The organism is Candidatus Methylacidithermus pantelleriae (assembly GCF_905250085.1).
Taxonomy (GTDB): domain Bacteria; phylum Verrucomicrobiota; class Verrucomicrobiia; order Methylacidiphilales; family Methylacidiphilaceae; genus Methylacidithermus; species Methylacidithermus pantelleriae.
Genome location: NZ_CAJNOB010000001.1, coordinates 289,740 through 309,528 on the forward strand (window position 1 = coordinate 289,740; position 19,789 = coordinate 309,528).

Consider the following 19,789-nt stretch of genomic DNA (forward strand, 5'->3'; position numbering starts at 1 on the left):
TTCAGGAGCCCAAGGAGAGTTTCGGAGTCGATGGACCACGGTTGGGTAAGGGGCTTGCCATCGGAAGGATTTCAAGTTAGAGACGCCAAAAGAGAGCATGCGTTTCTGCTATGCGCGTCCTTGCCTTTAGCGATCTTCACTGTGATCAGGAGCAGGCAAGGAGACTTGTTTCTCTGAGCCGGCAAGCCGATTTAGTCCTTTGTTTGGGTGATCTTGCCAACGTACATCAGGGACTTCGGCCCATGATCGAAATCCTTCAGGAGTTTTCGTGCCCTTGCCTGCTAGTGCCGGGGAATAACGAGACGGATGAGGAATTGCGGGAAGCGTGTCGTGGTTGGTCAAAAGCCCAGGTGCTCCACGGAGAATCGACCGAGATAGGAGGGATCCGCTTTTTTGGCCTGGGTGGAGGGATTCCCGTTACTCCGTGGTCGTGGAGCTTTGATTTGACGGAAAACCAAGCACGGGAGATCCTGAAGAATTGTCCAGCGGGCTGCGTTCTTTTGGTTCATTCTCCTCCGAAGGGCCATGTTGACCAGAGCGGAGAACGTCACCTGGGAAGCGAAGCCATCCTGGAGGCTATCCAAAGAAAAAATCCCTTTTTGGTTCTCTGCGGCCACATTCACGAGAGCTGGGGCAAGGAAAGCCAGGTAGGACTGACCCAGATACGTAATCTTGGTCCGTCCGGAACGTGGCTAGAGCTTCCACCCAAAGGAAGCTAAGTTCCTTTTTTTCTAAGAGGTGCCGTAGCTAAGTAGGGACATCGTGCTTGTTGGTGTAAGAGGCCAATCTCCTAAAGGGGATAGGTTTTTTTGCGCGGGGGGTCACTGGAACGTTTTTGTAACACACAAAAACCTGCGGGAAACCCATCCGTCGTGGCGCCCGAGTCTGGAATTGGCCTAGGGAGCTTTCGATATCTTTTGCTTGCGAACGCAAAGTCCATCCCCGGGCTACTCCCAAACGCCGCACTTTGAGAGGAGGGAAATAGACCCCATCGTGCGGTGGAGGAAAATGTCACCCCTTACATTGGCTGCCAGCAATCGCATGTGGGCTCCGTCCAAGGTTGCCACGACTCTGAAAATTCCACTTTGGGCGCGGACCGGTTCCTTGATGCTGCCAATCCCGCAGATGCGGGTGCTCCAACCTTCCGGCGCAAGCTTGGGGAAGCATGTTCAAAACCCCAAAGGGTTTTCTTTAGGCGGGACGCAACTGCGGACACAGGCGTCATCCTGCGGAAAAAACAACCGGTGTGGCCGTTAGAACGCTCTTCTTCGCTAGCCAAAGCCCTGCTGAGGCAAAAAGCGCGTGTTGTGGGGCTACTCTATTGTCGAGTGGATCGGGACCTGCTAAAGGAAAGATGGGTAGTGCGGCCGGGTTATTGAAAAAAGCTTAAGTTTCCAGCGGAAAGACTCCTCGTCCGATCCTGTCTTACGGTGGGCTAGCCTGGCTTTGGCAGGTTTGCCGGGAGTGCAACCGTTCGTAACAAAGAGAGGGGGACAGCCTTACCTTTCTCTAAAAAATTGTTGCTGGGACAGTTGGCAGCGGGAGCGTAGGGAGCCCTTGACGGCTGGTGGGTCCAGGGGTATTGGGTAACTGGCTTACAAAAAAAAGTGCGGGTGTAGTTCAGTGGTAGAACGGCAGCCTTCCAAGCTGCATGCGAGGGTTCGATTCCCTTCACCCGCTCTGGTCCGAAAGATCAACAAGCGGCTTTTGCTTTCTCGTGACTCTCCTGGGAATCGTGGGAATGGGTAGCTCCGAGTAGCCCGGAGCATGGGTTTTCTTGCACTGTGGCCATGATCTGGGATAAAATCCCATGGAAAAAGAAGTTGCGCCTGTGTCTTCAGCGATCGCTAGATCGCAAGTTTTTCTCCGCCCAGACCGAGTGCGAGCTTTTCATCGAATGTCGAGCCAGATGGTGTTTTTGACTTTCCCTTTCTCTTTTCATGTTCGGCTAGCGTTTTGTGCCACAAGCCTTCTGAGAACCGACACAGGGAGCTCTGCAAGTGGAGCATATTCCTGTGCGACCCACGGGGGGATGTATCGGTGGAGGGGTTCTCAAGCAGCTTTGGGAAGGCTTGCGGAACGCAGCTGGAGTCCGAAGCGTTACCAGCTCCATTGGATGCCCCCGTAGACTGCCCTCCCCTCGCCCGGCAGGAAGACAGAGGCGTCTTTGCCTCTTGCGTCAGCCGTGGGCCGGACCAGGGCAATGTACTTTTCGTCTGAAAGGTTTCGGGCGGAGAGAAAAAAGGACCAGCCGTTTTTGAGGGAGTGCCATCCCAAATCAAAACCCATGATGGTGTATCCCGGGCTAAACAAGGTGTTTGCGTGGTCTGCGGGATACCGCTGGGGAACCCATTCAACGTTGGGACCCGCGTAAAACCCGCAAGGGTGCTCGTACAAAAGCTGGGCACGGTAGAAATGTTCAGGAACGCCTCCGAGGGAAAGGTTTCCCAATTGGGGATCATGGTCGAAGAAAAAGTCGCTCCAGAGATAAGACTGGCGCAAAAGAATGCGGTCCTGATCGGGAGAGCAAGGCAAGGGTTTGCCGTCTTGCGGTCGGTGAACCAACCCTTTGGCGAGCACGATCGAATTTCCTACTTCCACACCAAGGTGCCGCGTACGGTCGGCGTTGCGCGTAACCGGAACGGTGCCCTGAGGGTTAAGCAAGGTGAGAAGTTCTTGCGTGACCCAGCTGTGGTAGAATGCTACGTCCCAACCCAGTGCGCCGCACGTGCCCCGGCTTCCTACTTCCAATGTGGTCGCTTTCTGTGCGGAAAGGGGACGTAACTCAGGTGAAGAGGGCGAAAAGGTCGGCCCAAAAGGGAAGAGATCGACGAAGCTCGGCGCCTCGAAACTTCGACTCAGGTTGGCATAGAGCTGGTTTTCTCCCGAGAGTTGAACAAGCACTCCAATCTTTGGAAGAAAGGCTTCGTAGGTTCTCTTGTCTTTGCGCTCGTTGGGGAAATCTCGCTGGCTTTGCCGGGGTGCCATCACCCAGAGAAGTGTTGGTACAATGGCCAGGGAGTCGACTAGCCAGTAGGTATCCTTTGCCAAAAAATAAGGTTGGCTGCTTCGGCATCGCGAGAGGAGAGCAAGCGTCCAGGTAGCCCGGCTACATTGCGAAACTGGTTATTCCTGAGAAGATCAAACTGGGGGTAAAAGCCCAGGGTACATTCGTTGGGACGATTCCAAAGGGGGATATTGCAAGTGTATTGGATCCTGCCTCCGAAGTCGTTCGCCAGCTCGTTAAAGAGAATGACGACAAAGGAGGAAATATCTGAGTACATCCAGTAGGCGGAAAAATCGAGCCGTGCGTCGGGTGAACATAGCCAGCTAGAGTCCCATCCAAGAAGATGGAACGTGTAGGCTCGGCGCGTATTATTTTGCAAGGCAAAAGGAGCGGCTGCTTGAGGGTCCTCGAGGGCTTGCTGGCGCGTGACCGTCATGGGTAAAAGGCTAAAACCCTGCGTCCATTCATAGATCCATCGCGTTTGAATGTCTGGGGTAGCTTCCCAACCTAGATTCGAGAAGACCCGTTCGGAATTCCCGCTGGCGTGTTGCCGAAAGCCATTTTCCGAGAAGTGGCTCACAGCGGTATAGCCATCCCAGGGGCCATCGACCCATCCGGAGCTAAGAAGAGCTCGCACATAGCCAAAGCTTCCTGCTTCCGTTCTTGCTTGTAGCACGGGTGAGTCGTAACCCGTATAGCTACGGGCAACGATGGCTCCGCCTAACGCGCTGGCTGCATCATCGGAGGCGCTGGCTCCCCGCCAGACCAGGAGCTCCTTTTTAAACAAGGGATCGAAAAGAAAGGGTGAAAAAACTCCGTCGGCACGCGTGAGGGACACCCCGTCCTGCCATACCCAAATGCCTCGTTCATCCCCAGCTCCCGGGAACTGAATGCCCGAACCGCGAATGGAAATGTGCGTTTCAATGAGGCCGTGACGGGATTGCACCCATATGCCTGGTTGGTAGTCGAGAGCGTCTCGCAGGTTACTGGTTTTTGCCTCCCTATATTGTTTTGCTTCCACCCGGTTCACGGCTCCGGGAGTTTTTCCTAGCTGTCGTGTGGCTTCGTCAGGCTCAGGGAGAGGCATGGGACGGAGTTTTGCCGTCACCCGAACTTCCGGAAGGTGAGTGATACTGGGTGCCGTTGGCCGTTGAGGTCCCTGCAGCTGTTTATCTTCGCTAGCGACACCGCCCGGTACCGTAATGACACCAACACAAAGAAACACAAGCGAGCCGAAAAGAAGACCACGGTCCCCACAATGGTGGGTTAGCATGACATATGTCTGGTAAACAGGGCGTTCGACGGCAATCGTGAATTTTAAAAAACTGATCCTCCCTTGACATCGCACCCATCGTATCGGGGAATACGACGCAGGTTTTTCTCCGGGAAAAGCGCTCCTGCGCGTGGGTCACAAGTGACCTTCCAGTGGGTGCGGGTTCTTGAACCTAGGGCCGCCTCTGGGGAGCTTTCGAGGCGTTATCCTAAAAGGGCCACGTCCAATCGCGTACCTCTGGCAGATCTTCCCCATAGGTTCGGATGTAGCGATGATGCTCCCAGAGCTTGTCCCGAACCCATTGTTTGAGGTAAGCCCCCCGGGCGCCGAGCTCGGGAAGGCGATCCAGGACATCATTGACAAGATGAAAACGGTCGAGCTCGTTTCGAACCACCATATCAAAGGGAGTGGTTGTAGCTCCCTCCTCCTTGTATCCTCGAACGTGGAGGTTTTTGTGGTTGGTACGACGGTACGTCAGCCGATGGATCAGCCATGGATATCCGTGGAACGCAAAAACAATCGGTCGGTCTTTGGTAAAAAGGGCATCGAAATCGTGATCCGAGAGCCCATGGGGATGTTCTGAGGGGGGTTGAAGTGCCAAAAGATCGACCACATTGACCACGCGGACCCGTAGCTCGGGAAGATGTTCTCGCAGAATCGCCGTGGCTGCTAGAACTTCCAAAGTAGGCACATCCCCTGCGCCCACAAGAACGACATCGGGTTCGTGCTCATGGTCGTTACTGGCCCAGCTCCAGATGCCAACCCCTCGAGCACAGTGTTTCGCTGCTTCCTCGCTGGAAAGCCATTGGAGTTCTGGTTGCTTCCCAGCCACGATCACATTGACGTAATTGCGCGTGCGCAGGCAGTGATCCATTACCCACAGAAGACAATTGGCATCCGGCGGGAGATAGACCCGCACCACGTGGGCTTTTTTATTGACGACAATATCCAGAAACCCGGGATCCTGATGGGTAAAGCCATTGTGTTCCTGGCGCCAAACGTGGGAACTTAAAAGGTAGTTGAGCGAAGGAATCGGATGTCTCCAGGGGACCCGACTAGCAGCTTCCACCCACTTGGCATGCTGGTTGAACATCGAGTCGACAACATGGATAAAAGCTTCGTACGACGCAAAAAGACCATGACGACCGGTTAAAACATACCCTTCCAGCCACCCTTGGCAGAGATGTTCACTTAAAATTTCCATCACCCGCCCCTGGGGAGCGATCGCTTCGTCGGTGGGAAGGATCTCTCCTAAAAAAACGCGCGCTGTCGCGTCAAAGACGGCGTCGAGGCGATTGGAAGCGGTCTCATCGGGTCCAAAAAGCCGGAAATTGGTGGGGTTGGCTCGGATCACCTCCGTAAGATATTTCCCCAAAGCCCGAGTTCCTTCAGCCCGCACCTTTCCCGCCAAAGGGAAACTGACCGAGTAAAGTTGTGGGTCAGGCAAACGCAACGGGCATCGTTCTTTTCCCCCGTTGGCATACGGGTTAGCACTGATCCTCCGGTCTCCTTGAGGAGCCAGTTCGCGAAGCTCCGCACGCAGCGTTCCACGGGAGTCAAAAAGCTCCTCTGGTCGGTAGCTTCGGAGCCACTTTTCCAATACGGCTAACTGTTTCGGATTGCTCCGCACGTCGGCCAGTGGGATCTGATGGCTCCTCCAGGTCCCTTCGATGGCTTTTCCCTCCCACTCTTTTGGGCCAGTCCAACCCTTGGGGGTTTGAAGAATAATCATGGGCCAGCTCGGTCGCCGGTGGACAGAGCCACCGGTTCTGGCTTCGGCTTGGATTTCTTGGATCTGCAGGAAAGCTTTCTCGAGCGCTGTGGCAAAGGATGGGTGAACTTCCCGCGGATCTTCTCCCTCGACCAGGACTGGGTCATAGCCATAGCCCCGGAACAGGGACAAAAGCTCCTCTTTAGGGATCCGAGCCAAAACGGTAGGGTTAGCAATCTTATAGCCGTTGAGGTGTAGGATGGGCAGCACCGCCCCGTCAGTCTGGGGGTTGAGGAACTTATTGGAGTGCCAACTTGCCGCAAGCGGCCCGGTTTCGGCTTCCCCATCCCCAACCACACAGACTACGAAAAGTTCCGGGTTGTCCAAAGCTGCGCCATACGCGTGAGCCAAGCTATACCCAAGTTCCCCTCCCTCGTGGATCGATCCCGGTGTCTCAGGCCCGGCGTGGCTCGAAATGCCCCCTGGAAAGGAGAACTGTCGAAAAAGCCGCCGCATGCCCTCCTCATCCTGCGAGACTTGGGGATACAACTCGCTATACGTCCCTTCCAAATAGGCATTGGCCACAAGAGCCGGAGCGCCGTGTCCAGGGCCAACCACTAGGAGAATCTTTGCGTCAAAGCTGCGAATGAGCCGATTTAGGTGCACGTAGATGAAAGTAAGCCCCGGAGTCGTTCCCCAATGACCGAGCAAACGCGGTTTGATATGGGAAGGCTGCAAGGGCTCTTTTAGCAAAGGATTATCCCAAAGATAGAGCTGGCCGACACAAAGATAGTTGGCCGCTCGCCAGTAGGCATCCATCCGCGCAAGTTCGTCTTCGGCTAGGCTTTTCATCGTTCCGAATCGATCGCTCTGGCCCTAGCCAAAGAGTAGGCCTTGGGTTTGGAAAGGCGCAAGAAAAAGGATCTGGGTTGATTCCCCACCCAGGCTAGCTTGCCTCCCATGTTCCTCCCCAAGGACCTGCCGCTAAAGCTCTTCCAGGTTTTTTCCGGCAAAAACGATCGGCGTGCCCCCTTGCAAGGCCAGGGAGAAGGAGGTGGAGGAAGGATTCCAAAAACAGTTTTTATGAGGACGGCTAAGACTTCCCTTCGAAAAATACCCGCCACAGGGATCGCGCAATCATTTGCTCTTCATCCGTTGGAATGGCCCACACGCTTACTTGACTCTCGGGAGACGATATGCAGCCATCCCCGCGTTCGTTGCGCTGTGGATCAAGGCGCACGCCCAAACATTGGAGACCTTCACAGCATCGAGCCCGGGCTTCGGCACAGTAAGCACCAATCCCTCCGGAAAAGACCAGAACGTCTAGGCCGCCCAGTGCCGCTACAAGCGCTCCAATGGCTTTGCGGACGTGATAACAAAAAAGGGCGATGGCTTCCGCCGACCGCACGTCTTCCTTTTCCCATTGCAAAAGTTCCTGAAAGTCGCTGCTTCGCTCGGATACTCCCAGAAGGCCAGATTCCTCTACCAACATTCGATAGACTTCTTTGGGTGTTTGGCCTAGGCGGCTTTGCAAAAACCAAACCAGGCCTGGGTCTACGTCCCCGCTGCGGGTTCCCATGGGGAGGCCGGAGGCCGGGCTAAATCCCATTGTTGTGTCCTGGCATTGCCCGTTTCGTACGGCGGCCAAGCTGGCTCCGCTTCCCAGATGGGCAAGGATGACGCGTCCCCTGGCTTGGGTTGGGCCGGCCACTCGTTCCAGCTCTTCCATGAGAAACTGGTAGGAAAGCCCATGAAACCCATACCGGCGCACGCCATGGGCAAGGAGTCGCCTGGGTAAGGGAAGGAGTCGAGCCACCGGAGGAAGGTTGGAATGAAAAGCGGTATCGAAACAGAGAAGTTGGACAAGATGGGGGAAATGCCGACTCATCTCCTTGATCAGTCTCAGTTCGCCGGGCAAGTGCTCCGGGTCTAACGGGGCGAGGCGTCTCAATTCTTCGAAAACCCACGGCTCTACCACCTGGACCTCCGCGAAGGAAGGGCTTCCGTAAACCACGCGGTGACCTGCGGCTGCCAGCTCGCAACGCAGCGGATCCCCTGCCAGCCATTGAAGGAAATAGGAAATAACTTCCCGGGGACTTAGGCGTCCTAGGCTTTTTCTTTCCGTTTTGGCCTCTTGGGCAAAAGACCAAACCGTGGGATCTTGCCCGATTCGTTCGATCTTGCCCCGGGCGATGGGCGCCAGGGAAGGGGCAGCATGAAAAAAGGCAAACTTAAGAGAGGAGGACCCATAATTTAGGGCGAGAAGAACTTTGGAGCCTTTCATGCTTTTCCAAGGGCACTCTTGGGCGCTGGCTCCCCCTAGCTTGCTCCGCAGCCAAAAGGTCTCCCCCTTATCATAGCTCCAGGGTTTTCCAGCTCCGCATCTCGTGGAACCGGTTGCAGTCCCTGCTTCCGAGCCATGCTAGCAAAAAGGCCCTTTTGGCTCAGAAGGTTCTGAAAACTCCCACGCTCCACGATTTTTCCTTCCGAAAGCACCAAAATTTCGTCGCATCCAGCCAGGGTTGAAAGTCGGTGGGCAATCATCATGATCGTTTTGCTCTGGTACTTCTCTTCGAGCACACGCTGAAGCTCGGCCTCGGTTTGCGAGTCCAGGTTGGCTGTCGCTTCGTCGAGAAGAAGTATAGGGGCATCGCGAAGGAACGCTCGTGCAATGGCAAGCCTCTGTCTTTCTCCTCCGGAGAGATTGACTCCTCTCTCTCCGACCCGGGTCTGGTAACCAGCAGGCAGTTTTAGGATAAACTCTTCTGCTTGGGCCCGACGCGCCGCTTCCTCAATCTCTTCTAGGGTAGCGCCAGGTTTCCCAAAGCCGATGTTTTCTGCCACAGTGACATCGAAAAGGACTGTTTCCTGGCTAACAAAGGCAAAAAGCCTGCGCAAATCTTCTAGTTTTAGATCCCGAAGGTCGTGCCCATCGATAAGGATCGCTCCATGGGAGGGATCATAAAACCGCAAAAGAAGATTGATGAGTGTGCTTTTTCCGGCTCCGCTCTCGCCTGCGATTCCTATTTTTTTGCCTCGAGGCACCACAAAGGAAACCCCTTGGAGAACCGGTTTTCCATTGTATCCAAACCAGACGTCCCGAAACTCAATTTGACGCGAAAAGCCGGAAAGGGAGCGGGCACCGGGCTTTTCTTGAATGGTTGAGCTTTCCGCAAAAAGCGAGCGAAGGCGACAGGCACTGACGTAGCCCCGTTCCAAGATAAGGTGAACTCGTCCCAGACGCCGGACCGGAGCAAAGAACAGCAGAAGTACACCGGTGAGAACCCCCATGGCATCTGGGATGGGGACATGAGTCCATCCAACGAAGAGAACAAAAAGTCCAAGAACTACGCCTGAGATCAGTTCCACAATCGGGTTCACGAGGGCCTCCGATTGGGATCGTTTCACGGTATGACGAACCAATTCTTGAGCTGCAATCCGAAACCGCCGGCTATTTTCCCTCTCCAGGCCAAAAGCTTTCACCACCCGCATTCCTTCCAGTGCCTGGATAAGAACGTTGCTTTGTGTCACGGAGGCCTCAATCGCTCCCCTGACCGCCCGCCGCGTTTTTCGTCCGAGAACTCCAATCGGGAGTGTGCACAGGGGAAAAAAGAGAAGGGCAAAAAGGGTCAGCCGCCAGTCAATCCACCAGGAAGCAAGCAAAATGGCAACGATGCTTACCGGTTCTTTAATGAGATCGGAAAACACCGAGCCGATCGACCAGTACAAAAGCTCGGTATCCTCAATGATTCGCTTATTGAGATCACCGACCGTCGAACGATGGAAAAAGTCCAACGAAAGGCTTTGAAGCTTATCCAAAACTTCCGTTCGCAGGTCTCTCGTAAAGTGCGCGCTCACCCAGGCCATGCAGTAGCTGCTCCCGTAGCTAGCCAGGCTTCGCAACAGAGCAAGCCCGGGGATAAGGAGGAGACCCCCAAAAGCCCTTCGCCAGTCCAGAGGGCGCCCAGCTCCCGGTAGCCACCGGTCCAACAGTCGCTCCGCTGTTTGCCGTAACTTTGCCGTGGGGACATTGAGCGTCCCTTGGAGGACGGTGCGTTGTGCGACGGGGCCAGGAGGAGAAAATCGCCCAAAAAGTTCCTTGGTGGCCCACACAAATCCTGCATTGGTTAGTCCAAAGAGAATGCCTAAAAAGATCCCAAGAGCCACCCGCGTCCAGTACCGCCGGAGATAGGGCCAGTAGAAAGCGAAAAGTTCGGCCAAGTGGTGCATGTGGGTTTTGCCTCTGGGAGCCTCGATCGATGCGCCTGATACTCCACTTTTCGGTAGCCTAGGGAGGGAGCCGAGTCTTTGTCAATGAACGGGGTAGTCTCCCGGAATTCTCTGCCTTCTTCTACCACGCCCGAGGAAACCGGCGGTAGACTTCCTCCCGCAACGAAGAGGGTAACTCAGCCTTTCGTGGCCACGGGCGGGAGTAGCCTTCCCCTGGCAACTTTCGGGTCGCATCGATCCCCATGTGGGAGCCCACGTTGGGTAAGCTGGGAGCATGATCCAGGGCGTCGGCCGGTGCTTTGACAAAGATCGTATCGCGCTGCGGATCGATATTGGCACCCAGGTGAAAAAGAACGCTTGAGGTGTCGTGGACGTTTACGTCTTGATCGACCACGACGAGGATCTTAGAGAACATCATTTGTCCCATTCCCCAAAGCGCGTACATCACCTTGTAGGCTTGGTAGGGATACCGCTTGCGAATACTGGCAAACACCAGGTTGTGAAACACCCCCTCTGCAGGAAGCGCTAGATCCACAAGTTCCGGAAGGGTTGCCTGTAAGATGGGAAGAAATAACCGGACGGAAGCACCTCCCAAGTAAAAATCTTCCATAGGTGGGATCCCCACGATGGTGGCGGGATACACCGCATCCTTTCGGCAGGTAAGACAGCACAGGTGGAATACCGGGTAGGGTTCCGGCGGGCTATAGAAACCGGTATGATCGCCAAACGGTCCCTCCATCCGGAGCGGCTCGCTCGGGTCCACGTACCCTTCTAGCACGATGTCGGCCTCCGCCGGGACTTCCAGCTCGATGGTTCGACATTTGACCATTGGGATTGCTTTTTTTCTAAGAAACCCAGCAAACTGGACCTCATCGATCCCATCAGGGAGGGGAGCGGTTGCTGCGAAGGTAAGCACAGGATCGCCTCCCAAGCACACGGCTACAGGCATGGGCTGCCCGAGTTTCTTGTAGGTTTCCCATTGCCGGGCACCCACCTTGTGCAGCTGCCAGTGAAGCGCACAGGTTTTCCCGTCGTAGACTTGCATGCGATACATCCCCACATTGCGGGAACCTGACAGAGGATCGCGGGTAAAGACTTGAGGAAGCGTAAGAAAAGGTCCGGCATCCTCCGGCCAGCATTTGAGGATCGGGAGATCTTCAAGAGTCAAGGAACCCGGCTGCAACTCCGAAACGAGTTCCTGACAAGGGGCTCGATTCACAGAATACGATCGGGCTGACCACAATTCCAATCCCTTTTGGAGGGTCTGCCAGACTTCGCCCATCGTTGCCGGTGGCTTAAGAGTAAGAAGAGCGCGGATGCGTTGGACAAGCTCTTCCAGGTTGTCGCACCCAAGCGCAAGAGCCATCCGCCGCCATGACCCGAAGGCATTAACCAGGAGGGGAAAACGACTCATTTGCCCGGAAGGGAGAACCGGCCTTTCCAATAGGAGCGCCTTTCCGCCTCCTGGAGTCTTCATTTCCCGATCGGCCAGGGCGGTTACTTCGAGCTCCGTTCGGACCGGCTCTGTAATGCGGACAAGTTCCTTTTCTTCTTCCAGCCGGCGGACAAACTGGGCAAGACCGTCGTAGGGCATAAACGGGAGTCCTTCTTTTCTCAAACGGAGCCAGTGAGTAGAAATACCACGCAAAGGGAGGCTCTTCCACCTTCCGACGGGCCTCGATACGCACTTTTTGGGATCCAGGTTTCTCGGCGCTCTTGGGAACCGGTGACGCGAGACACAAGCCCTTGGTCTTTGCGCGACCGTCACACGGAAAGAAAGGCTTCTTTTTTGCCCCCGTGCTTTCCGGGGGAGGACTCCAGGATCTCCAAAGAAGTCCAGGGAACGGTCGATATCGAGACTTGCCAAAAAGGCTAATCTACCCACTCTATAGGAAAATGACCCATTTGGACCGGCTCGAGTCACAAAGCATCTATATCCTTCGTGAGGCCTACCACGCTTTTCGCAATCCTGCGATGCCCTGGTCGATGGGCAAGGATTCCAACACCCTCCTTTGGCTGGCGATGAAGGCCTTTTGTGGCCGGATTCCCTTTCCCGTGATCCATATCGACACAACGTATGAGTTTCCCGAGATGATTGAATTCCGGGAATGGGCACAGCGTTACTACGGATTCCAACTGATTGTGGTCGTCAATGAGGAGGCACGCGCTCGGGGGGTCGGATATGAAACCCACGACCCCGTGACTGTCACCCATGAACTGAAAACCGTTGCTCTCCAGCAGGCGATGGCAAACTACCGGTGGGATGCCCTCATTACGGGAATTCGCAGGGACGAGGATCCCACCCGGGCGAAGGAACGCTACTTTTCGCCTCGCAACCCGGATTTTGAATGGGATTACAAGGATCAACCCCCTGAGTTTTGGAACCAGTTTGCCTTTTCGTTGGCCCCTGGGGAGCATGTTCGGGTACAACCTCTCCTTGACTGGACGGAACTGGATGTCTGGCTGTACATCAAGCGCGAGAAAATTCCTATTCCAAAGCTCTATTTTGCCAGGGAGGGGAAACGATTCCGCTCCCTGGGATGTGCCCCCATTACCCATCCTGTTCCGAGCACCGCCACCACCGTCGATGATATTATTGAGGAGCTCATCCAAACGCGCGTTCCGGAACGTGCCGGTCGCGCTCAGGACCACTACGAGCGCAATGCAATGCAGAAACTTCGGGCCAAAGGGTTCCTCTAAAGAGGAACCGGTCCCAGGGCCAACCCCAACAAAGGGAATCTGAGGAGGAAACGGGTGTGGGAAACTGAACCCTTGTCGCTGGTGTTTGTCGGTCATGTGGACCATGGAAAGTCCACGTTGATCGGCAGGCTCCTTTGGGAATGCGGGGCGATCCCTGACGCAAGGATGGAGGCGGCTCGCCGAGCTTCGGAAGCCGAAGGGGTAGAGTTTGAATACGCTTTCCTTCTGGATTCCTTCCTGGAAGAACAAGCGCAAAACGTCACCATTGAAACCACCCAGATTCCCTTTCGAAGCGGCAAGCGGCGCTATCTCATTATTGATGCGCCAGGTCACCGGGAGTTTCTCAAAAACATGGTGACCGGGGCGGCTCGTGCTCAAGCCGCTGTGCTCGTGGTGGATGTCTCCTTTGGAATTGGGGAACAGACACGCCGCCACGTTTGCCTGTTACAGCTGCTGGGGGTGCACCAGGTCCTCGTTGCCGTGAACAAGATGGATCTTGTTGGATTTGCCCAGGAGGCCTTCCATGAAAGGGAAAGGGAGATTTTGGGTCTTTTTCAGAGATTCGAGCGAGAGCCTTGGATGGTCATTCCGGTGAGTGCCAAGCAGGGTCACAATATTTCTTGCCCCAGTTCTCAGATGTCATGGTATGTGGGCCCGACTCTCCTTCAAGCGCTCGATCAATTACCCCACCCGGAAGGGAGGGAGAACCTGCCCCTGCGTTTCAATGTCCAGGATGTCTACCGGCTCCAAGACCGGCGTGTGATTGTGGGACGGGTGGAATCCGGCGTTTTGACGGTGGGAGATGAACTGGTTTTTTGGCCTGATCGCAAGCGAGCCACCGTTGCATCCATTGAGGAGTGGGGAGCCACAATTGCTCCACAACGGACGGTGGCGGGAAAGTCTACGGCTATTACGCTGAAAGACCCGATCTATGTGGAGCGAGGCCAGCTAGCCGCCCATCCCGGAAAAGGGCCGATTGAAGCCAAGCAATTCCCGGCGCGGATCTTTTGGCTGGGTTCGTCTCCTTTGCGCATCCAAAGAAAGGTGGAACTTCGCTTAGCTTGCCAAGCCGTAGAAGCGTCGCTGGTTACTATCCACCGGGTGTGGGACTCCTCAAGCTTGGAGGAAACGGTTGGTCCACGACTGGAAATTTACCGGGATGAGGTCGCCGAGGTGACCCTTCGTACCAAACGACCCCTGGCATTTGACAACGCCGACCATATTTGGGAAACGGGGCGATTTGTCCTTTTTGATGGACAACGGATCGCCGGTGGAGGGGTGATCTTTGGGGCGCAGTATCCCTCGATTCCCCGGGAATCCGTGGAAAGTTCCTACATTTCTTGGACGGGGGATGGGGTCGATCAGGAGACTCGGGTTCGTCACTTCGGCCATCGTGGAGCTGTCCTTTGGATGACCGGGCTAAGCGGATCCGGCAAGTCCACCCTGGCTTTGGCTCTTGAACAGGCTTTATTCCAGCGGGGTATCGCTGCCTTTGTTTTGGATGGGGACGACTTGCGTCACGGCCTGTGTTGCGATCTGGGTTTTTCCCGAAAGGATCGAGCGGAAAATATCCGGCGTGCGGCCGAGGTTGCCCGGCTCATGGCCGAGGCGGGGCTTGTGGTGGTGACGGCCTTCATCTCTCCGTATCGCGTCGATCGCAATAAGGCCCGAGAAATCTGCGAATCAGCCGGGATCCCATTTGCCGAAATCTATCTGTCCTCTCCTCTGGAAATTTGTGAGGAGCGAGATCCTAAGGGGTTGTATCAGAAGGCACGCAGCGGCGAAATTACGGGATTTACCGGAATCGACGCCCCTTATGAACCCCCGCAGAACCCCCAGCTTGTCCTTGAAACGCACAAAGAGACACGAGAAGAGTGCTTGGAAAAGCTTTTGCAACTCGCCGTGGAGCTATCCTCCCCGCTTGGCTTTTGGATGAGCCAGGAGCCAGGATCAGGAATCTAGGAGGCCACGGGCTTTTCCCTTTTGAGTACCTCTGGGTGATTAACCTCTCATGGGAAAGGGAGTTACTTTCCTGCCTGGCGGGCAAAAAAACTTCGCAAAAGTGAAAACCCACGGTACAGCCACCAGATTTTGTGGCCCCACTCCAACGACCTGAGAAGCCTTCGGATGGGTCGAATCCGCTTGAACCACCCGATGGTAGCCAAGCCCGAAAGAAAGGCCAAAAGCTCTTTATTGTTCGAAGCCCATCTTCCCCAGCGATCAACGGTTGAAAGATAGGCTTTCCAGGGGCGCAACTTGTCTTCCAGCGCCTTGCGCAGGGCTTCGCTTTCGGCGATCAAGCGCTTCTTGCGAGCTTCTATTTCTTGAAAAGAGTCTCCAACCATTGTCGGTCCTTTTCCAGCTCACCAAGGACTTCAGAGAAGGGAAGCCGAAAGCGAATCCGCCTCCAAACCGAGCGGGCGCTAACGCCGATGGCCACGCCCAGCAAACAATAGACGAGCCCGATGGAAAAGAGACCCAAGAGCCGCGTGCCAGGGTCGCGCCACACAAGGAAAACAAACGCGACCGTGAGAATCATGAGCCCTAGCAAAAGCACAAAAACGCACGCAAACCCCAAAAGGACCAATAGAAAGAACTCAAGAAGATGTTCATGAAGCTCAAGAGACCAAAGTTCCAACCGACAACGCAGAAGCTCAAAAAGAAGAGAACACACCGATCGGCCGGTTCCGGTGGGCTCACGAGGACCTGAGGCAGCTTGGCCCATTACCTCCGACCCGCAACCACGCCCAAAAGGAAGCCGACCACAAAAGCGACGGCAACCGACTCGTACGGATGCTCCCGAATGAGCCGATCGGTCTCGCGTGCACCCGCTGCGGCACGTTCCCGTAGCGTATCTTCTACCTGCCCTAGATCCCCTCGTAACTCTGAGATCTTGGAAGACAGGCGCTCCCGCAAATCCCGGGCAGCGTCACCCACTTCGTTGGCGGTGAGCCGTAACAGGTCCTCTGCGTCTCGGATGAGCTCCCGCAGATCCTGCGCAAGCTTCTCCTTATGAATGGAAGGATCCATAAAACCCCCTCTCTTCAAACGAAAGGTCTCTCTCGAGGACTCCTGCCTGGGCTGATCCTGAGGATGACCGAGAAGTCTTTTGCGTTTGCTTGCTTTCGGTCAAGCCTTTTCTTTTCCCAAAAGGGCTTCCTGTAGGGGTTATTTTCGAGCGACAACAATGCCCAGCAGCAGTCCAGCCAGAAAGGCTACTACGAGCGATTCATAGGGTCGTTCTCGAATGGTCTTATCGGTTTGCTTAGCTGTTTCCAGGGTTTTCTGTGTCAAAGTCTCTTCGGCCCCGGACCAGTATTCCCGAATCTTTTCGGCCCCTTGCCGCATGCGGTCCCACGCATCCCGAGTCTTTTCCTTCACTTCCTCCGTGGAGGCTTTCACAAGAGACCTTGCGTCCTCGACAAGAGCCCGAAGATCGGAAAAGAGTTTCTCACGATTGACCGCACCATCCATGAAACCCTCCTTTCATTTCCGTTATTAGGGATCCTACCATAGCTTTGGTTTGCTCACAAAACTTTCCTCGCATGCTTTTTTGGGTTTTTGGTTACCCCATCTTTCCTCTCTGCAAGCTAATCTGTTTTGTCGCCCCCGCTATCGGGAGTGAGGTTGACCTCCGGGGAACGCGCGTCACATGGCACCAGCTAAGGGAAAGGACAAGCAAGACCTGCCGGGAGCCAGATGGCTTGTGGAGCCTGTGGAAAGAAAGGTTCTTTTTCCTTTTCCCATGACGGGGTTACCCGCCGGATGTGACGAGATTTGTGGCGGATAACCCATCTGTGATGGCATCCCCCTCATCCAAACCGATCCCAAGGGGCTAGGATCCTTCTTTTTCCTCAAGGAAAGTACGAAGTTTTCGTTTCAAAATGTGTCGTGCCCGATACAGGCGACACTCCACTCCCTTGGTACTCATCCCAAGAATCTGCGCGATCTGTTGGTAGGAAAGATCCTCGTATTCAAAAAGGACCAGAACAACGCGCATTGCCGGGGGGAGTGCTAGCACGGCGTCGCGAATGGCCTTCTCCCGTTCGTTATGGTGGAGTTGTTCCCGGGGCGAAGGCGTTTCGTCTATGATCTCCTCAACGCTGGAGGAACCCATGTTAGGTTCCTTACCGGGACAGACATAAGATTTGTGCCGGCGTTTCCACCGTAAAAAATTCCGGGCAAGATTCGCGGCGATCGAAAAGAGGTAAGTGGAAAACGGGGCGGAGGGTCGGTACGTTTGCCTTGCCCGATAAAGACGAACAAAGGTTTCTTGTGCAAGGTCTAAGGCATCCTCTTGGTTACCGACCAGCCGGAGGAGAAACCCAAAGACCGGGCGTTGCCACCGTGACATGAGCTCGTCCAAAGCTCGTTTGTCCCCTTGCGCTAGTCGCGCCATACAGGCCCAGTCAAGGTCAGTTTTCCCAAGGGCTTGCTTGGAGGGTACAAAATGAAGGGAAACCAGAGGGTCGTGCGGTCTAGCGAGGGCTCGTTCAGAGAGATTCATTAGCGTGTTTGGGTCGGTTCTTTTACTCTTCCTCCCCCAGGACCCAAGCCAGCCAAGGTCCGAGGAAGAACCCAAGCAAGATAGCGACGCCCATGTTCGGGGCCAAGCTCCTGGCCAACGGCCGCAAAGTAGGAAAGCATCTCCCCACAGCACTCTCTTCGGAGTTTAGCTTCCTCATCCAAAAGGGCTTCCAGTTTGTCCTTTTCCAGGACGGGCTGCTCCATGGCCTCCCGAATCCTTCGATGAAGGAGACAGATACGCTGGCAACGCGTCTGACAACCAGCACAGTATTTTCGATGAATCGCCACAATTTTCTCTCGTTGACCCGGTTGGAGAGGAAACTCATGGCTTATCCAAAGAAGCTCCGGAGTCTCCAATGGAAGGCCTTTGGAAGCCGGTCGCTTCTGCCCGTCTACAAATCCGGCTAGAAATCCCAATGCCACCCCGAGAAAAATGCATAAAGCAACTTTGCGCACCATCATGGTTTGGATAACTCCGCCAGCCGATAGGGATCTACCGCAGTAAGGTACTGCTCCAGGCTTTGCGAAAGCTCGCGTTTCCGCAATTGGTTTGCTGTAAGTTCTCCCAGGGCCAAGCCTATCATGGTTGCAAGCAAAATCCCAACGGATACGCTGGCTAGGGAGAGTCGCAGGGAGCTCAGTGGCTTGACACTTTCAAGTTCCCTAAGCGCAATCTTTCTCCAGACACCCTCCCGAAACACCTGATCGGCAATCTCTGGCTCGCTGCGCCACTGGCGGAGCAAGGAAGAGACGGGAGAGGGGTCAGGGCGTTTTGCTCCCATCGTTACCAGTATAACCCAGCTCCTTTGCTTATCCCTCGTCGGAAAATCAAAAAAAGAAACTTCTGTGCTGGGCCGGTAACAAAACCCCGAGGGAAAAAGGACCAAACGGGTTTTAAATAAAAAAACACTCCAACCTTATGAGGCGACCCAAGAAGGGGCTGAGACTCTGGGATGGACGATTTCTTTGCCTGACACTCCTTGTCATTGCCCCTATAGCCAGGGCTAGCTCTGAGTCTACTTCGGACGCCCAGCCCAGCTACTACACCTGTACCATGCATCCAAGTGTTCGTTCCCCGAAGCCGGGCAAGTGCCCGATTTGTGGAATGGACCTCGTCCCCGTTTTTACGTCAATGGCGCCATCGGCGAGCCGTCCTTCCTCTAAAGAATCTTCGTCCGTTCCCAAAGAAGTGGCGGGCACGGTGTGGATTTCTCCGGAACGACTTCAAGTCATTGGCGTGCGATTCGCCCCGGTTGTGCGTCGACACTTGCATCGCGTTCTTTCGGCTCCAGGTTTGGTCACGGTAGCCGAACCGCTTCTTTATGATATTAACGTAAAGGCCGCACCCGGATACGTTCTCAAGCTCTACGCCAACTACGTAGGACAATTTGTGAAAAAAGGGGAGATTTTGGCCACCATCCTTGCGGAAGGTTGGGTGGACGCTCAGGTTCGTTACGTTCGCGCCTATCGCGCCTGGCGGAGAAGCGTCCTTTTTCCGATGAATAATCCTGTCCTTTTGGAGCAAGCGTTTGAAAGGGTACGCAACCAGATACGCGTGTGGGATCTTTCGGAAGAGGATCTTCGAGAACTGGAAAAGAAAGCGTGGGCGATTTCAGAAATCGACCTTCAGACCGGCCATGGATTCCGGCCGACGTTTGATCTTAAGGCTCCGGTTACCGGGCACATCCATGAGAAGCGCGTAGTGGAGGGTCAACGATTTGAGGCGGGCCAAACGCTTTTGCGAATTGCTGATCTTTCAAGGGTTTGGGTCGAGGCTCAGTTTCCTGAAGATCAAGGGCGTTGGCTGCGGCCGGGGGAATCGTTCACGTTGACTTTCCCGGCATTACCGGGCGAATCAAGGAAAGCTAGACTTGACTTTATCTATCCCCACTTGCCCGAAGAGACGCGGGATTTTCGAGTTCGTTTTGTTCTTTCCAATCCCGGCCACCGGCTTCGTCCCGGAATGTATGCCGAAGCCCATGGACAATTCGATTATGGGACAGCACTGGCTGTTCCTGCCAGTGCGGTCGTCCCGACGGGGGACAAATTCTTTGTCTTTGTCGACCGTGGCGGAGGGCACCTAGAACCCAAGGCCATTGAGGTAGAGGGACCTTTTGAGGATTTTTACCTGGTTCGCAAAGGACAACTTGAGCCCGGGGAACAGGTCGTCGTTTCGGCCAATTATCTCGTGGATGCGGAAGCCCAGGTGCAAGGAGTCCTTCGGAGTTGGGAACTTTCTGGAGAAAAGGAAAAAAAAGGGGAACCAGAGTCTCGTCCTCCGGAGGATCGTTCCGGTCAGATGCGCGGCATGCCTGGCATGCCGATGCACCGTCACTAATCC

Annotated in this window: 17 protein-coding genes and 1 tRNA gene; 5 read left to right on the forward strand and 13 right to left on the reverse strand. The window is 54.9% G+C overall.

Annotated elements, in window-relative coordinates:
* Positions 1-110: 110 nt before the first annotated feature.
* Both KK925_RS01265 and KK925_RS01270 read left to right on the forward strand, forming a co-directional pair.
* Complete coding sequence (locus KK925_RS01265; protein WP_174581774.1) at positions 111-719, forward strand: metallophosphoesterase family protein; 609 nt, start codon at positions 111-113, stop codon at positions 717-719.
* 890 nt (positions 720-1,609) lie between these two features.
* A tRNA-Gly gene (locus KK925_RS01270) sits at positions 1,610-1,680 on the forward strand.
* Positions 1,681-2,100: 420 nt separating this feature from the next.
* On the opposite strand, the gene KK925_RS01275 is transcribed toward KK925_RS01270, so the two are convergent.
* The 6 genes from KK925_RS01275 to KK925_RS01300 all read right to left on the reverse strand — a co-directional run bounded on the left by KK925_RS01275 (position 2,101) and on the right by KK925_RS01300 (position 11,815).
* Positions 2,101-3,051: a TonB-dependent receptor gene (locus KK925_RS01275; protein WP_174581775.1), complete on the reverse strand. Its 951-nt coding sequence runs from the start codon at positions 3,049-3,051 to the stop codon at positions 2,101-2,103.
* Positions 3,027-4,280, reverse strand: coding sequence for a TonB-dependent receptor plug domain-containing protein (locus tag KK925_RS01280; RefSeq protein WP_174581776.1), 1,254 nt, complete (start codon positions 4,278-4,280; stop codon positions 3,027-3,029). The genes KK925_RS01275 and KK925_RS01280 overlap by 25 nt, the downstream gene beginning before the upstream one ends.
* 208 nt (positions 4,281-4,488) lie before the next feature.
* Positions 4,489-6,843: a phosphoketolase family protein gene (locus KK925_RS01285; RefSeq protein ID WP_174581777.1), complete on the reverse strand. Its 2,355-nt coding sequence runs from the start codon at positions 6,841-6,843 to the stop codon at positions 4,489-4,491.
* A gap of 241 nt (positions 6,844-7,084) precedes the next feature.
* The gene (locus tag KK925_RS01290) at positions 7,085-8,275 is read right to left on the reverse strand and encodes an acetate/propionate family kinase (RefSeq protein WP_174581778.1); all 1,191 of its coding nucleotides are present in this window, start codon (positions 8,273-8,275) and stop codon (positions 7,085-7,087) included.
* Between the two features lie 35 nt (positions 8,276-8,310).
* A complete protein-coding gene (locus tag KK925_RS01295; protein WP_174581779.1) occupies positions 8,311-10,221 on the reverse strand; it encodes an ABC transporter ATP-binding protein in 1,911 nt (636 codons plus the stop codon).
* Positions 10,222-10,342: 121 nt separating this feature from the next.
* Complete coding sequence (locus KK925_RS01300; protein WP_174581780.1) at positions 10,343-11,815, reverse strand: menaquinone biosynthesis decarboxylase; 1,473 nt, start codon at positions 11,813-11,815, stop codon at positions 10,343-10,345.
* A gap of 302 nt (positions 11,816-12,117) precedes the next feature.
* Between KK925_RS01300 and cysD the strand changes: the two genes are divergently transcribed.
* Both cysD and cysC read left to right on the forward strand, forming a co-directional pair.
* Positions 12,118-12,921, forward strand: coding sequence for a sulfate adenylyltransferase subunit CysD (cysD, locus tag KK925_RS01305; protein ID WP_174581781.1), 804 nt, complete (start codon positions 12,118-12,120; stop codon positions 12,919-12,921).
* 54 nt (positions 12,922-12,975) lie between these two features.
* Positions 12,976-14,883 (forward strand): adenylyl-sulfate kinase, encoded by a 1,908-nt coding sequence (cysC, locus tag KK925_RS11220; protein WP_268905618.1) that lies wholly within the window; start codon positions 12,976-12,978, stop codon positions 14,881-14,883.
* Between the two features lie 62 nt (positions 14,884-14,945).
* On the opposite strand, the gene KK925_RS01315 is transcribed toward cysC, so the two are convergent.
* The 7 genes from KK925_RS01315 to KK925_RS01345 all read right to left on the reverse strand — a co-directional run bounded on the left by KK925_RS01315 (position 14,946) and on the right by KK925_RS01345 (position 18,230).
* Positions 14,946-15,266 (reverse strand): hypothetical protein, encoded by a 321-nt coding sequence (locus tag KK925_RS01315; RefSeq protein ID WP_174581782.1) that lies wholly within the window; start codon positions 15,264-15,266, stop codon positions 14,946-14,948.
* Positions 15,239-15,646: a phage holin family protein gene (locus KK925_RS01320; RefSeq protein ID WP_174581783.1), complete on the reverse strand. Its 408-nt coding sequence runs from the start codon at positions 15,644-15,646 to the stop codon at positions 15,239-15,241. Before KK925_RS01320 ends, KK925_RS01315 begins: the two co-directional genes overlap by 28 nt.
* Complete coding sequence (locus KK925_RS01325; RefSeq protein WP_174581784.1) at positions 15,646-15,951, reverse strand: DUF883 family protein; 306 nt, start codon at positions 15,949-15,951, stop codon at positions 15,646-15,648. The genes KK925_RS01320 and KK925_RS01325 overlap by 1 nt, the downstream gene beginning before the upstream one ends.
* A gap of 138 nt (positions 15,952-16,089) precedes the next feature.
* A complete protein-coding gene (locus KK925_RS01330) occupies positions 16,090-16,395 on the reverse strand; it encodes a DUF883 family protein (protein ID WP_174581785.1) in 306 nt (101 codons plus the stop codon).
* Positions 16,396-16,756: 361 nt separating this feature from the next.
* On the reverse strand, positions 16,757-17,428 hold the full coding sequence (locus KK925_RS01335) for an RNA polymerase sigma factor (protein WP_174581786.1): 672 nt from the start codon (positions 17,426-17,428) through the stop codon (positions 16,757-16,759).
* Positions 17,428-17,910 (reverse strand): hypothetical protein, encoded by a 483-nt coding sequence (locus tag KK925_RS01340; RefSeq protein WP_174581787.1) that lies wholly within the window; start codon positions 17,908-17,910, stop codon positions 17,428-17,430. Before KK925_RS01340 ends, KK925_RS01335 begins: the two co-directional genes overlap by 1 nt.
* On the reverse strand, positions 17,907-18,230 hold the full coding sequence (locus tag KK925_RS01345; protein ID WP_174581788.1) for a hypothetical protein: 324 nt from the start codon (positions 18,228-18,230) through the stop codon (positions 17,907-17,909). Before KK925_RS01345 ends, KK925_RS01340 begins: the two co-directional genes overlap by 4 nt.
* A 137-nt stretch (positions 18,231-18,367) precedes the next feature.
* On the opposite strand from KK925_RS01345, the gene KK925_RS01350 reads away from it, so the two are divergent.
* Complete coding sequence (locus KK925_RS01350; protein ID WP_174581789.1) at positions 18,368-19,786, forward strand: efflux RND transporter periplasmic adaptor subunit; 1,419 nt, start codon at positions 18,368-18,370, stop codon at positions 19,784-19,786.
* Positions 19,787-19,789 lie beyond the last annotated feature (3 nt).

Coding starts and splice junctions, on each gene's coding strand:
- KK925_RS01265 (WP_174581774.1), top strand. CDS start 111: ATGCGCGTCCTTGCCTTTAGCGATCTTCACTGTGATCAGGAGCAGGCA.
- KK925_RS01280 (WP_174581776.1), bottom strand. CDS start 4,280: ATGCTAACCCACCATTGTGGGGACCGTGGTCTTCTTTTCGGCTCGCTT.
- KK925_RS01285 (WP_174581777.1), bottom strand. CDS start 6,843: ATGAAAAGCCTAGCCGAAGACGAACTTGCGCGGATGGATGCCTACTGG.
- KK925_RS01290 (WP_174581778.1), bottom strand. CDS start 8,275: ATGAAAGGCTCCAAAGTTCTTCTCGCCCTAAATTATGGGTCCTCCTCT.
- KK925_RS01295 (WP_174581779.1), bottom strand. CDS start 10,221: ATGCACCACTTGGCCGAACTTTTCGCTTTCTACTGGCCCTATCTCCGG.
- KK925_RS01300 (WP_174581780.1), bottom strand. CDS start 11,815: ATGCCCTACGACGGTCTTGCCCAGTTTGTCCGCCGGCTGGAAGAAGAA.
- cysD (WP_174581781.1), top strand. CDS start 12,118: ATGACCCATTTGGACCGGCTCGAGTCACAAAGCATCTATATCCTTCGT.
- KK925_RS01315 (WP_174581782.1), bottom strand. CDS start 15,266: ATGGTTGGAGACTCTTTTCAAGAAATAGAAGCTCGCAAGAAGCGCTTG.
- KK925_RS01320 (WP_174581783.1), bottom strand. CDS start 15,646: ATGGGCCAAGCTGCCTCAGGTCCTCGTGAGCCCACCGGAACCGGCCGA.
- KK925_RS01325 (WP_174581784.1), bottom strand. CDS start 15,951: ATGGATCCTTCCATTCATAAGGAGAAGCTTGCGCAGGATCTGCGGGAG.
- KK925_RS01330 (WP_174581785.1), bottom strand. CDS start 16,395: ATGGATGGTGCGGTCAATCGTGAGAAACTCTTTTCCGATCTTCGGGCT.
- KK925_RS01335 (WP_174581786.1), bottom strand. CDS start 17,428: ATGAATCTCTCTGAACGAGCCCTCGCTAGACCGCACGACCCTCTGGTT.
- KK925_RS01340 (WP_174581787.1), bottom strand. CDS start 17,910: ATGATGGTGCGCAAAGTTGCTTTATGCATTTTTCTCGGGGTGGCATTG.
- KK925_RS01345 (WP_174581788.1), bottom strand. CDS start 18,230: ATGGGAGCAAAACGCCCTGACCCCTCTCCCGTCTCTTCCTTGCTCCGC.
- KK925_RS01350 (WP_174581789.1), top strand. CDS start 18,368: ATGAGGCGACCCAAGAAGGGGCTGAGACTCTGGGATGGACGATTTCTT.